At 51.5% G+C, this 13230-nt stretch carries 9 protein-coding genes; all 9 read right to left on the reverse strand.

Going from position 1 to position 13230, the window contains the following annotated elements; genetic code table 11:
• Positions 1 to 140: 140 nt before the first annotated feature.
• The 9 genes from icmF to M3193_RS08630 all read right to left on the reverse strand — a co-directional run bounded on the left by icmF (position 141) and on the right by M3193_RS08630 (position 13229).
• Complete coding sequence (gene icmF / locus M3193_RS08590; protein WP_251626389.1) at positions 141 to 3431, reverse strand: fused isobutyryl-CoA mutase/GTPase IcmF; 3291 nt, start codon at positions 3429 to 3431, stop codon at positions 141 to 143.
• 360 nt (positions 3432 to 3791) lie between these two features.
• A complete protein-coding gene (locus M3193_RS08595; RefSeq protein WP_251626391.1) occupies positions 3792 to 4418 on the reverse strand; it encodes a TetR/AcrR family transcriptional regulator in 627 nt (208 codons plus the stop codon).
• 13 nt (positions 4419 to 4431) lie between these two features.
• Complete coding sequence (locus tag M3193_RS08600; protein ID WP_251626393.1) at positions 4432 to 5571, reverse strand: acyl-CoA dehydrogenase; 1140 nt, start codon at positions 5569 to 5571, stop codon at positions 4432 to 4434.
• Between the two features lie 195 nt (positions 5572 to 5766).
• On the reverse strand, positions 5767 to 6903 hold the full coding sequence (locus tag M3193_RS08605) for an acyl-CoA dehydrogenase (RefSeq protein WP_251626395.1): 1137 nt from the start codon (positions 6901 to 6903) through the stop codon (positions 5767 to 5769).
• A 208-nt stretch (positions 6904 to 7111) separates the two neighbouring features.
• A complete protein-coding gene (locus tag M3193_RS08610; protein WP_251626398.1) occupies positions 7112 to 7960 on the reverse strand; it encodes a 3-hydroxybutyryl-CoA dehydrogenase in 849 nt (282 codons plus the stop codon).
• 201 nt (positions 7961 to 8161) lie between these two features.
• Positions 8162 to 9349 carry an acetyl-CoA C-acetyltransferase gene (locus M3193_RS08615; protein ID WP_251626401.1) on the reverse strand — a complete coding sequence of 396 codons (1188 nt, stop codon included), beginning with the start codon at positions 9347 to 9349 and terminating at the stop codon, positions 8162 to 8164.
• Positions 9350 to 9509: 160 nt separating this feature from the next.
• Positions 9510 to 11681, reverse strand: a complete 2172-nt coding sequence (locus M3193_RS08620; protein WP_251626403.1) for a (Fe-S)-binding protein — start codon at positions 11679 to 11681, stop codon at positions 9510 to 9512.
• Between the two features lie 364 nt (positions 11682 to 12045).
• The gene (locus M3193_RS08625; RefSeq protein ID WP_251626406.1) at positions 12046 to 12747 is read right to left on the reverse strand and encodes a hypothetical protein; all 702 of its coding nucleotides are present in this window, start codon (positions 12745 to 12747) and stop codon (positions 12046 to 12048) included.
• Positions 12744 to 13229: an ECF transporter S component gene (locus tag M3193_RS08630; protein ID WP_251626408.1), complete on the reverse strand. Its 486-nt coding sequence runs from the start codon at positions 13227 to 13229 to the stop codon at positions 12744 to 12746. The genes M3193_RS08625 and M3193_RS08630 overlap by 4 nt, the downstream gene beginning before the upstream one ends.
• Position 13230: the final 1 nt, after the last annotated feature.

Below are 13230 nucleotides of genomic sequence, written 5' to 3' on the forward strand. Positions count from 1 at the left end.
CTTTCCCTTTGTACTATTTATTATACGTGGAAGGAACAGGCAAAATCCACTGTTCATAATGATTTTTCAAAATGTTTTTACTGGATGTAATGCCGTTCAAAAAAGAACGCCCTCTTGCAAGAGCGTTCCCAATCATTTCATTACATATTCCGGCGGTATTGGCCGCCCACTTCGTATAATGCGTTCGTAATTTGGCCGAGGCTTGCGACTTTGACGGTTTCCATCAGTTCAGCGAAGATGTTGCCGCCGGTCACAGCGACTTGCTGCAGTTTCCGCAACGCTTCTTCTGCTGCATCGCCATGCTTTGATTGGAAGGCGCGCAAGTTGGCGATCTGCGTCTCTTTCTCTTCCTTCGTGGCACGGGCGATTTCCATATTGTCGATATCCTCTTCGGAAGGCGGGTTCGGGTTCAAATACGTGTTGACGCCGATGATCGGCAGTTCACCCGAGTGCTTCTTCATTTCATAGAGCATCGATTCCTCTTGGATTTTGCCCCGCTGATACTGCGTCTCCATCGAGCCGAGCACGCCGCCGCGGTCGTTCAGGTGGTCGAATTCCTGGAGGACGGATTCTTCGACGAGGTCCGTCAGTTCTTCGATAATGAACGATCCCTGGAGCGGGTTTTCATTCTTCGATAACCCATGCTCCTTCGTAATGATCATCTGGATTGCCATCGCACGTCGGACCGATTCTTCCGTCGGCGTCGTGATCGCTTCGTCGTAGGCATTCGTATGGAGCGAGTTGCAGTTGTCCTGCAATGCCATGAGCGCCTGGAGCGTCGTCCGGATGTCATTGAAATCGATTTCCTGCGCATGCAGGCTTCGGCCGGAAGTCTGAACGTGGTACTTCAACTTCTGGCTCCGTTCATTCGCGCCGTATTTCTCGCGCATCGCGACTGCCCAGATGCGTCGAGCGACACGCCCGATGACGGTATATTCCGGATCGAGACCGTTCGAGAAGAAGAACGATAGATTCGGAGCGAAATCATCGATGTTCATTCCACGGCTCAAATAATACTCGACATACGTGAAGCCGTTCGCGAGTGTGAACGCGAGCTGTGAAATCGGATTGGCGCCCGCTTCCGCGATATGGTAGCCAGAAATCGAGACGGAGTAGTAGTTCCTGACTTTTTGGTCGATGAAATACTGCTGGATGTCGCCCATCATTCGGAGCGCGAATTCCGTCGAGAAGATGCACGTGTTCTGCCCTTGGTCTTCCTTCAGAATATCCGCTTGGACCGTTCCGCGGACGACTTGGAGCGTCGCGTTTCGGACTTCCGTGAATTCCTCGACCGTTAGAACGCGGCCCAGCTTTTCCTCTTTCTGCTTCACTTGCTGGTCGACCGCTGTATTCATAAACATCGCAAGGATGATCGGCGCCGGACCGTTGATCGTCATCGAGACGGATGTCGATGGCGCGCATAAGTCAAAGCCGTCGTACAGTTTCTTCATGTCTTCGAGCGTACAAATGCTGACGCCAGATTCCCCGACTTTCCCGTAGATGTCCGGGCGCTCGTCTGGGTCTTCGCCATAAAGCGTCACTGAGTCGAATGCCGTCGACAAGCGTTTCGCATCGTCATCTTTCGATAGATAATGGAAGCGGCGGTTCGTCCGCTCCGGCGTTCCTTCCCCAGCGAATTGGCGCTTCGGGTCTTCTCCTTCCCGCTTGAACGGGAAAACGCCTGCCGTGTATGGGAATGAACCCGGAACGTTCTCTTTGTACACCCAGCGAAGAATTTCGCCGTAGTCCTTGAATTTCGGCAAGGACACTTTCGGAATCTTCAACCCTGACAAACTTGTCGTCGTCAGCAGCGTACGAAGCTCCTTATCGCGGATTTTTGTGACGAATTCATCGCCGGCATATGATTCTTTCAGAGTTTCCCAGTTGTTGAGAATCCGCTTCGATTCCGCGGAAAGCTCTTCACGTACGCCGTTTGCCAGAGATTCCAGTGAAGCGGTAAGCGCATTGTCAGGCGATTTTTCATTTACGGCTTCAATGGCACCTTCAAGCTGGAATAAACGGCGTGCAAGATCGACTTGCTGCGCGGACTTTTTATGGTAATCACGGATCGTGCTTGCGATTTCACGTAAATAATGGATGCGGTCGGTCGGAATGATGACGTTCTGCTTCTGCGTCTTCACGAAATCGGCATAGGACGTCTCCCAATCTAGGCCGCATTTTTCATTCAACTTCGAGACAAGTGCAGCAAACAGCGAGTTCGTCCCTTTGTCGTTGAATTGACTCGCGATCGTGCCGTATACCGGCATCGTGTCGAGGTCCTTATCGAACAGGAGATGGCTCCGCTGGTACTGCTTCTGCACTTGGCTAAGCGCGTCTTCGGATCCTTTTCGCTCGAATTTATTGATGACAATCAGGTCTGCGAAATCGATCATATCGATCTTCTCAAGCTGCGTCGGCGCACCGAATTCGCTCGTCATGACGTACATTGATACGTCGGACACTTCCGTAATTTGAGCATCGCCCTGCCCGATCCCGCTCGTCTCGACGATGATCAGATCGAAGCCCGCCGTTTTCACGACATCGAGCACGTCCTTGATTGCGCCAGATAATTCGGAGCGTGAGCCGCGGGTCGCGAGGCTGCGCATGAACACACGCTTGTTGAAGATCGCGTTCATCCGGATCCGGTCGCCAAGCAGCGCGCCGCCCGTCTTCTGCTTCGTCGGGTCGATGGAGAGGATCGCGACTTTCTTATCCGGCAATTCACGCAGGAAGCGGCGGATCAGTTCATCCGTGAGCGAAGACTTCCCTGCTCCCCCCGTACCTGTAATTCCAAGGACAGGCGTGTTTTTCGTCAGTTCCCTAGCTTTTTCGATTAGGCTAATCGCGGCCGGGTTTTCCTTGTCATACATCTCCTCCGCGTACGTGATCAGGTTGGCAAGCACTTCCGGATTGTCCGTGCCCACTTTTTCGAGATTCCTCATTTCATCTTCCACTTCGGTAAGGAAATCGCATTCCTCCACCATCCGGTTGATCATCCCTTGCAACCCCATCTTGCGGCCGTCCTCCGGCGAGAAGATCCAAGCGATGCCGTAGTCATGCAATTCCTTGATCTCCTTCGGCAAGATCACCCCGCCCCCGCCGCCGTAAATCCGGATATGCGGAGCCCCTCTTTCCTGCAGCAGGTCATGCATGTATTTGAAATATTCCACATGCCCGCCCTGATACGAGGAAATGGCAATCCCTTGCACATCCTCCTGGATCGCGGCATTCACAACCTCCTCGACAGAACGGTTATGTCCAAGGTGGATCACTTCCGCCCCCGTCGACTGTAAAATACGGCGCATAATATTAATCGAAGCGTCATGCCCATCAAACAAACTCGAAGCCGTCACAAAACGAACATGATGCCTCGGCTTGTAAATCCCATTATTGGCAACAGTACCAGTAGTAGCAGTATCTTTAGTAGTCATCCATCACACACCCCTTAACTCATTTATGGTGCTTCTTTGTGGTGCCCTCTTTTTGGTGGTGCCTGTGCAGCACACAATTCAGTTTATTAACTACAATTGTATATAACAGAACAAACAAGGTGACTTTATCGGTCATTAATGCATTTTCACTTGTATGGTTATACATCTAGGTGAATTGTTATAAATGTGTCGTGCACAGGCACCAACACAATTCAGTCTATTAACTACAATTGCATAAATAAGAGACAGGAAACTGTTTACATCAATCCTTAAAGAGTTCGAATCTGTATACTTATGCTCTTCTTTGAATTGTCATAAATGCGCCTTGCACAGGCACCGCTAAAATGGCACCGCTTAAAATCATTTGTTCCCCAAGATTCCTTTGAAGAGTTGGTCTGTTTGAACGCTGATGAATTGTTCGATGGTGTACGTGCCGCGCAATGCCCATCTGCGGAATGCCCACATTTGCCCTTGGACGACGACGTGATGCGCCGCCATGTCGACCTCTTCCTCGCTGATGCGCAGTTCGCCTGAACGGACGCATGCGGACAGCAAGTTCTTGAATAAGGCGACCATTTCCATCTCTTTCTTCAATACGTATTGAAGCGCATCCTTCGGCAGTGACTTCGATTCCTGGTACATGACGACGAATTCGTCCGACATATCGTCGATCAGGTGGAAATACGAGTCGATCGCCATCCGCAGTCCTTCGACATTCCCTTCCTGATCCATCAACGTCGACAGGCGGCTCTGCACTTCATTGTAAATGCTGTCGCAGACGAGATAGAGGACGTCCTCTTTCGTCCGGATATATTCATAGAGCGTGCCGATGCTGAAGCCCGCCGCTTTGGCAATTTCTCTCGTTGTCGCCCGGTGGAACCCTTTTTCCTTGAAGAGCTGGACCGCTCCATCGATGATCTGCTTGCGCCTCTTTTCAATCAGGCTTTCATCTTTGACCGACGATTTCACTTCGCGTTTCGCTTGCATAGTGCACCCCCGATTATTTTGTTAGCATGCGGGAGATGACGAGGCGCTGGATTTCCTGCGTTCCTTCATAGATTTGTGTAATCTTCGCATCACGCATGAATCGCTCGACCGGATAATCCTTCGTATAGCCGTATCCGCCATACACTTGGACCGCTTCCGTCGTCACTTTCATCGCCGTATCCCCTGCCATCAGTTTCGCCATCGCGGATGCTTTTCCATACGACAAGTTGTTTGATTCGAGCCAAGCAGCCTGGTATGTGAGCAAGCGGGAAGCTTCCGTCGCTGTCGCCATATCCGCCAGTTTGAAGCCGACACCTTGGTTCGCCGCAATCGGCTTGCCGAACTGGACGCGTTCCTTCGCATACTCGACCGCCGCGTCAAGCGCGCCTTGCGCAATGCCGACCGCTTGTGCTGCAATCCCGTTCCTGCCGCCATCCAACGTCTTCATCGCAATAATGAATCCTTCGCCTTCAGCGCCTAACATGTTCTCCTTCGGCACACGGCAGTTGTCAAACATGATCTCCGTCGTTGGAGACGAACGGATGCCGAGTTTCTTCTCTTTCTTCCCGACCGAGAAGCCTGGGAAGTCCTTCTCAACGATGAACGCGCTCGTTCCTTTATGCTTCGACTCCGGATCCGTCACTGCGAATACGATGTAGATATCCGCAATTCCGCCGTTTGTAATGAAGATTTTCGAGCCGTTCAGAACATAGTCGTCGCCATCAAGCTTCGCAGTCGTGCGCATGCCGCCAGCATCGGATCCCGAGCCCGGCTCAGTCAAACCGTACGCGCCGATTCTCGTTCCTTCCGCCATCGGACGAAGATACTTTTGCTTCTGCTCCGCTGTACCGAATTTGTACACCGGCCATCCAGCAAGCGATGTGTGTGCGGATAAAGTAACTCCCGTCGACGCACATACCCGTGACAATTCTTCAACAGCGATGCAATACGCAAGATAGTCGCTGCCGATGCCGCCGTATTCCTCCGGCCAAGGAATCCCCGTCAGCCCAAGCTCAGCCATCTTATTCCAGATGCCCATATCAAAGCGCTCTTCCTCATCGCGCTCCGCAGCAGTCGGCGCAACATCCTTCTCCGCAAAATCACGCACCATTTTCCGAATCATCTCATGCTCTTCCGTTAATCTAAAATCCATGTCAACTTCCTCCTCAAGGATTCTTGTACGGTGCCTGTGCACCATACAATTCAGTTTATTAACTACAATTGTATTATTTTGAAATGCAATCGTTGCTGCAACAACATTCCATAGCTTTGTATATGAATTTATATTCACTAAATCGAATTGTCATAAATGCACCTTGCACAGGCACCCACACAATTCTCACACAATTTACTTTGTGAGGTGTTTGTTGATGACGATGCGTTGGATTTCGCTTGTGCCTTCGTAGATTTGGGTCACTTTGGCGTCGCGGAAATAGCGCTCGACCGGGTAGTCTTCGGTGTAGCCGTACCCACCGAAGACTTGGACGGCTTCGATGGCGTTGTCCATTGCGGTTTGTGAGGCGAACAGCTTCGCCATTGATGCCTCTCTTCCGCATGGTTTGCCTTCCGCGCGGAGCTGGGCGGCGCGGTAGACAAGGAGCCTTGCCGCTTCGGAAGCTGTCGCCATATCGGCTAGCTTGAAACCGACGCCTTGGTTCACCGCAATCGGTTTCCCGAATTGCACGCGTTCTATTGCATACGCGGTTGCCGCTTCGAGTGCCGCTTCGCCGATGCCGAGTGCTTGCGCTGCAATGCCGATCCTGCCGACATCAAGGTTCGCCATTGCAATTTTGAAGCCTTCCCCTTCTTCGCCAAGGCGATTTTCCGCGGGCACTTTCATGTCTTCAAAAGTGAGCTGAACCGTTCGCGATCCGTGAAGGCCCATCTTTTCCTCATCTTTTCCGATGATGAGCCCCGGTGTGTCTTTATCGACAATGAAGCCCGATATGCCGTACGTCCCTTTTGACGGATCGGTCGACGCGAAAACGATATAGACGTCCGCTTCCCCGCCGTTCGTAATGAACATCTTTGAACCGTTCAGTACGTAATGATCGCCTTTGTTTACAGCTTTTGTCTTCAGCGAGCCAGCGTCGGAACCGGCGCCAGCTTCCGTGAGGCAAAATGCGCCCAAGTATTCGCCTGATGCCATTTTCGGCAAGTAGCGGTTTTTCTGCTCTTCATTCCCGAAATACATGATCGGGTTCGTGCCGACGGATGTGTGGACGGAAAGGATGACGCCCATGACCGCGCTCACTTTCGACAGCTCATGAATGGCGATGATATAGGAAACGAAGTCCATCTCCGAGCCGCCATATTTCTCAGGGACGGTGATGCCCATCAGGCCGAGTTCGCCCATTTTCGCAAGGATCTCACGCGGAAACTCCCCCGCTTCCATCCGCGGAATGAAGGGCTCGATTTCCGATTTCGCAAAGTCCCTCACCATCGTGCGCATCATCTGCTGTTCTTCGGTGAATGTTAAATTCATTGGAATTAACTCCTTTATTAAATGAAATTCCCTCTTTGCGGAAGCCAGTTCATGAATGATTATCGCTCGAATCCATGGAGTTATCTATTGAATACCGATAGTTATCTATTAAATCCTCGCTTTTATCTATTAAATAAAGGGGATTATCTATTGAATACGGAAAGTTATCACCATTTCATGACCTTCGAACTAGCGCAGTCACGCAAGATTAATATTCATAGAACCCGCGGCCGGATTTCTTTCCGAGCCAGCCTGCATTTACGTACTTCCGGAGCAATGGGCAAGGGCGATATTTTGAGTCGCCAAAGCCTTCATGGAGCGTCTCCATGATGTACAAGCATGTGTCGAGGCCGATGAAATCCGCAAGTTGTAATGGCCCCATCGGGTGGTTCATGCCGAGCTTCATCACTTCATCGATCGCTTCCTTCGATGCGACGCCTTCGTAAAGCGTGTAAATCGCTTCATTGATCATCGGCATGAGGACGCGGTTTGCGACGAATCCAGGGAAGTCATTTACTTCGACAGGCGTCTTCGATAGTTTGCGCGTCATGTCCTCGACCGCTTGATACACTTCGTCTGAAGTCGCAAGTCCGCGGATGATTTCGACGAGCTTCATGACGGGCACCGGGTTCATGAAGTGCATGCCGATGACGTTTTCCGGACGGTTTGTCGCCGCCGCAATTTCCGTGATCGGAAGGGATGATGTATTCGTCGCCAGGATCGCATGCTGCGGCGCGATGCCATCCAGTTTCGCGAAGATCGATTTCTTGATCTCCATGTTTTCAACTGCAGCTTCGATGACGATATCGACGTCATTCGCATCTTGCAGATCGAGCGATTTTGTAATGCGCCCGAGAACTGCCGTTTTTTCATCTTCCGTCATGCGGCCTTTCTCGACGCTGCGGGAAAGGTTTTTCGAAATGACCGCAATCCCTTTCGCATAGGACTCCTCTTTAATGTCGTTCAACTTCACGTCGAAGCCCGCCTGCGCACACACTTGGGCGATGCCGCCGCCCATCTGTCCCGCTCCGATGACCAGCACTTTTTTGATTTCCATAATGAAATACCTCCGTCTCCGTCTACTATGATTTGCACTTGCAAATACGCATAAATTCTCTCAAACACGCATAAAACCTTTTAAATCAGCATAAATCGCTGGAATCCCGCATATAAATCGTCACATTCGCGCATAAACGGCCGCAACGGCGCATAACTTTCGCCAATCACGCATAAATCCGAATCCTACTCGCTAGCATTCTTATTCAACTTCGATCATAATCGCGTCGCCTTGCCCGCCGCCCGAACAAATCGCGGCAATTCCGATGCCGCCTCCGCGCCGTTTCAATTCATACGCGAGCGTCAAGATAATCCTTGCCCCGCTTGCGCCGATCGGATGGCCGAGTGCGACCGCTCCGCCGTTGACGTTCACTTTTTCAGGGTCGAGCTCAGCGATTTGTGAGCTTGCTAGCGCGACTGCCGCGAATGCCTCGTTTATTTCAACTAAATTAATGTCCTTTAATTCTTTGCCGGTCTTCTTCAATAACTCGTTGATGACGAGGCCCGGCGTCTGCGGGAAGTTTTCCGGCTCGATGGCGACTTCGGCGTGACCGAGAATCACTGCGAGAGGACGCCTTCCTTCCTTCACCGCACGTTCTTCATTCATGAGCACAAGCGCGCATGCTCCGTCATTGACGCCCGGCGCATTGCCTGCCGTGATCGTGCCGTCATTGCCGAATGCAGGTCGCAATTTCGACAGCGATTCGAGCGATGTGTCGCGACGCGGCGCTTCGTCCGTATCGACGACGACCGGATCCCCTTTCCGCTGAGGGATTTCCACTGCCACAATTTCCTCGGCGAATTTCCCTTCGTCAATCGCTGCATTCGCCCGCTCATGGCTGCGCAGCGACCATTCGTCCTGCATTTCACGTGTCAATGAAAACTCGCCAGCCGTTTTATTCCCGTACGTACCCATATGGACGCGGTCCGGTGAAAATGAACAGGACAGGCCGTCATAGATCATACCGTCCACTAATGGCGCATCGCCCATCTTCAAGCCGAATCGCCCTTTCGGCAAATAGTACGGCGCGTTCGACATCGATTCCATGCCGCCTGCCACGATGACTTCTTCATCTCCCAGCCGGATGAGCTGGTCGCCGAGCGTAACGCTCCGCATGCCGGATGCACAAACTTTATTGACCGTTTCAGTTTTCACGGACCATGGAAGCCCCGCCTTCACCGCCGCCTGCCTCGATGGGATTTGCCCCTGTCCCGCCTGCAGCACCGTCCCGATGATCACTTCATCGACTTCTTCTTCCTTCACACCCGACCGCTTCAACGCTTCCTTAATGGCGACTGCACCTAGATCACTTGCTGTTTTCGTGGATAAAGCCCCGCCAAACCTGCCAAACGGAGTACGTGCCCCGTCCAAAATGACTGTTCTGCCCATTCCCTTCTCCTCCACTCCATATGATAACGTTTTCATTTTTTCATAAAGAGCGACGACTGAACGCTCGCTCGGTAACTCTTCGAAAAAAAAGGGAGTACACAGACTCCCCTTTTTCACAGGAGCTCACCCGCTCCCAATTTTCTTAATTATATCGTTCTTTCTAAACTCTCGCAATATACTTATCCTGCATAATCGGTTCTTCTTCCTCCACGACAGCCGGTTGGAAGTCCCCTCCGAAGATGGAACGCTCAAGCAATTCCGCGATGTCATACGTGCTCACTTTGTCTTCCACTTCAATCGCTTTCGTTCCGTCCGATAGCATCGTCAAGCAGTATGGACATCCGGAAGAAATGATGCCCGGGCTAACTTCCATCGCCTGTTCCGTACGTGCAACGTTGACGCGGTGGCCTGTATCTTCTTCCATCCACATGAGTCCGCCGCCCGCTCCACAGCACATGCCGTCCTGGCGGTTCCGCTTCATTTCCACAAGATTGACACCCGGAATCGCCTTAAGGATTTCCCGAGGCGGATCATAAACGTCATTGTATCTGCCAAGATAGCATGAATCATGGAACGTAATCGTTTCATTAATTTCATGGACCGGCTTCAACTTCCCTTGCATGACAAGGTCGTACAGCATTTCGGTATGGTGGACGACTTCCGCCTTGAAACCGAAATCCGGATATTCGTTCTTAAAAATATTGTATGCATGCGGGTCGATTGTGACTATTTTTTTCACGCCCGCTTTTTCGAATTCGTCGATATTGGAAGTCGCGAGTTCCTGGAATAAAAACTCGTTCCCCAAACGTCGCGGCGTGTCGCCGGAGTTCTTCTCTTTATTCCCAAGGATTGCGAATTTGACGCCCGCTTCGTTCATGAGATGCGCGAATGCTAGCGCAATCTTTTGCGAACGGTTGTCGAAAGCACCCATCGAGCCGACCCAGAAGAGGTATTCGAACTCTTCGTCCGCCTTCTTCATTTCCTTCACTGTCGGAATATGAAGGTCCGGACGGGCATCTCGCCAGTTCTCCTTCTCTTTCCGGTTAAGCCCCCACGGATTCCCTTGGCGTTCGATATTCGTCATCGCACGCTGCGCATCCGCGTCCATCTTCCCTTCCGTCATGACAAGATAACGGCGCAGGTCAATGATTTTATCGACGTGCTCATTCATGACCGGACATTGGTCTTCACAGTTACGGCACGTTGTGCATGCCCAGATTTCCTCTTCAGTAATGACATCACCGATAAGGGATGGGTTGTAAATATCGTCCATTGTCGCGCCTTCCAAACCAGCTGCAAGCGCGATTTGGTTCCCCTTCGTATTTCCGAATGCGAATGTCGGCACCCACGGCTGTTTCTTCGTAACGAGTGCGCCCGTATTCGTCAGGTTATCACGCAGCTTTGTAATCAAATCCATCGGGGACAGCATTTTGCCCGTCCCGGTCGCAGGACACATATTCGTACAGCGTCCACATTCGACGCACGCGTAGAAGTCGATCATCTGTTTCTGCGTGAAATCAGTGATTTTGCCGACTCCGAGCGCAGGCATATCATCTTCGTCTTCCGCTTCTTCAAGCGCTTCGAAATCGATCGGCGCTAGCTTGCCCCGGCGATCAAAACGCATCATGTAGGTGTTCACAGGACCTGCAATCAAGTGCGCGTGCTTCGATTGCGGCACATAGACGAGGAACGTGAGCAATGTCAGCAAGTGGATCCACCAGGCGACGAAGAACACAACCTCAGCAGCCGTCGGACTCATGAAGCTGAAAACGCTTGCAATCGCAGATGCCATTGGCTCCGTCCACGTCGTTTCATGGCCTTGCCAAATCATGTTCATGCCGTTCGATACAAGCGTCGACACCATGAGCGTACCGATGAAAATAAGGACTAATCCCGATTTCCAGCCGCGCTTCAAGCGGACGAGCTTCTCAACATAACGACGTTGGAATGCCCAGACGACCGCCACTAAAATGACAGCTACGACGATTTCCTGGAAGAATGTGAACCCTCCGTAAATCGGTCCGAACGGCAAATGCGAGCCAGGCTTTAGCCCTTTCCAAATGAGGTCAATCGCCCCGAATTGGACGAGCAGGAAACCATAGAAGAACATAACGTGGATTGCTCCACTTTTCTTATCCTTCAATAGCTTTTTCTGCCCGAAAACATTCACCCAAACTTCTTTCAGACGGCGCGAAACATTGCTGTCGAACTCTTCCTTCCGCCCAAGCTTTATGAATTGGATTCGCGTCCTGATCAAATAGGTGAACAATGCAAGCGCATATGCCACAACTGCCAGGAAAAGGATCCAGTTGACTACTAACAAAGCATCCATCTCTAATTCTCTCCTTCCCTTATCGGAACGTTATGAATAGTGTAGTAGAAAATAAGTATTATGTCGATGATCTACTTCATAGTTTAAGTTATGAATGAGCATTCAGTCAATGGATAATTTTATTTAGGGATAATTTTTAGAGCATTTAGAATGGGGTTATGGGCGGTTCTTTGGCCGTTATGAGCGCGGGGGCAGATTTATGAGAGCTTAAATGAGTTTTTAGGCGCGAGTTGGGAGTTTTTGAGCGCGAAAATGAGTTTATGAGCGCGGGGTGAGGAGTTATGGGCGCGAAAACGGGATTATGAGCGCAAGAGCACAAACTTTGGGCGCGGGGACATGCGCTCCTATACAAAACAGCCTCCGGTCATCTTTCATTCCGGAAGCTGTCAATTTCATTTATCTTATAAATACTGCCGCCAAACAACTGGCGAGCTTTTTCGATGTTTGGGATGTCAATTCCAAGGAGCACTGACGTTGAAGGACCCGCCGATGAATGAATATCTACATCGGCTTCAATCTCAATCTGCGGATCCCCCTTCAACCTTCTATATTCCGCAAAAATTCCTCCAGAACCGACCGGCCAGATTTTCCGAATCAACCCGCTGTCCAGCCCTTCCTTAATCAAACGCAACGAAGCGATTTCTTCACGCCTATCAAGAACTCCATTCCCGACAAGCGGCGTGCCGTAGACGTACCATTCAAGTTCGCAAACTTCCTCAACAAGCCGCTGCTTGCCGATCATCGTAACCGCGACGGCGGATTGCATGAGCTCCATATTCGTTTCGGTGCTTCCCGTGATTGTCGGCACATCCAGGTTTGATTCCCGAAAAACGTCCTCCACTCCCGCAACATACGCAGCCCAGCTGTCCGAACCGGTGAAGTTATGAATGAGGACCGAAACCGGTTCCGCATGCACGGCCCACTGCTCGAGCAATGCAACACGTGCGGCAAAATAAGCTGTCACCCGATCCGAAACTGCGACGGCATCATGCGGTTTCTCCCCGATGCCGCCCGAGTTATCCGTCGTAACAACGAACCCATCGCCAAGCGAAACCGCATTCCTCATCGGACGACTCCGAATCTGCCGGCAGCCGCTTTCGCCAGCACCGGCATGACAACCGACGCCACTACTGCGTTCACAGCCGTTGCTACCAAAATTGCCGGCACCGCGCCGACAAAGAACGCGGGCGAAATAAGGAAGTAGAACGGCAGCGGCGCAAGCAACCCGTTCGCGATCACGAAGAAAATCCATTTTCCGGCATGCCGTCCTGCCTTATGTAGCCGTGCAAAGACATAAAGGATGATCATCATTTCAATCGCGATTAGGACGTGGAATGGACCAAGCGGAAAACCCGCGTACATGGCGGACGCGAGATGGCCCGTCATCGAAGCGATTCCGACGAATACCGGCGGCAAAAAGGATGCCGCCAGCAGCGCCGGTACCGTATCGAGTGCCAAGGATCCGACGCCAGACGGAATCTTGATGAATCCACCGACCGCGCATAGGGCCGCGAATAATGCCGTCAACGTCAGTTTTCGAAGTCTCATC

It is taken from the genome of Sporosarcina luteola, assembly GCF_023715585.1.
Lineage (GTDB): Bacteria > Bacillota > Bacilli > Bacillales_A > Planococcaceae > Sporosarcina > Sporosarcina luteola_D.

Bases quoted from the DNA above. Each gene is read 5' to 3' on its own strand.
- icmF (WP_251626389.1), bottom strand. From the start codon at position 3,431: ATGACTACTAAAGATACTGCTACTACTGGTACTGTTGCCAATAATGGG.
- M3193_RS08615 (WP_251626401.1), bottom strand. From the start codon at position 9,349: ATGGGCAGAACAGTCATTTTGGACGGGGCACGTACTCCGTTTGGCAGG.
- M3193_RS08620 (WP_251626403.1), bottom strand. From the start codon at position 11,681: ATGGATGCTTTGTTAGTAGTCAACTGGATCCTTTTCCTGGCAGTTGTG.
- M3193_RS08605 (WP_251626395.1), bottom strand. From the start codon at position 6,903: ATGAATTTAACATTCACCGAAGAACAGCAGATGATGCGCACGATGGTG.
- M3193_RS08625 (WP_251626406.1), bottom strand. From the start codon at position 12,747: ATGAGGAATGCGGTTTCGCTTGGCGATGGGTTCGTTGTTACGACGGAT.
- M3193_RS08630 (WP_251626408.1), bottom strand. From the start codon at position 13,229: ATGAGACTTCGAAAACTGACGTTGACGGCATTATTCGCGGCCCTATGC.
- M3193_RS08600 (WP_251626393.1), bottom strand. From the start codon at position 5,571: ATGGATTTTAGATTAACGGAAGAGCATGAGATGATTCGGAAAATGGTG.
- M3193_RS08610 (WP_251626398.1), bottom strand. From the start codon at position 7,960: ATGGAAATCAAAAAAGTGCTGGTCATCGGAGCGGGACAGATGGGCGGC.
- M3193_RS08595 (WP_251626391.1), bottom strand. From the start codon at position 4,418: ATGCAAGCGAAACGCGAAGTGAAATCGTCGGTCAAAGATGAAAGCCTG.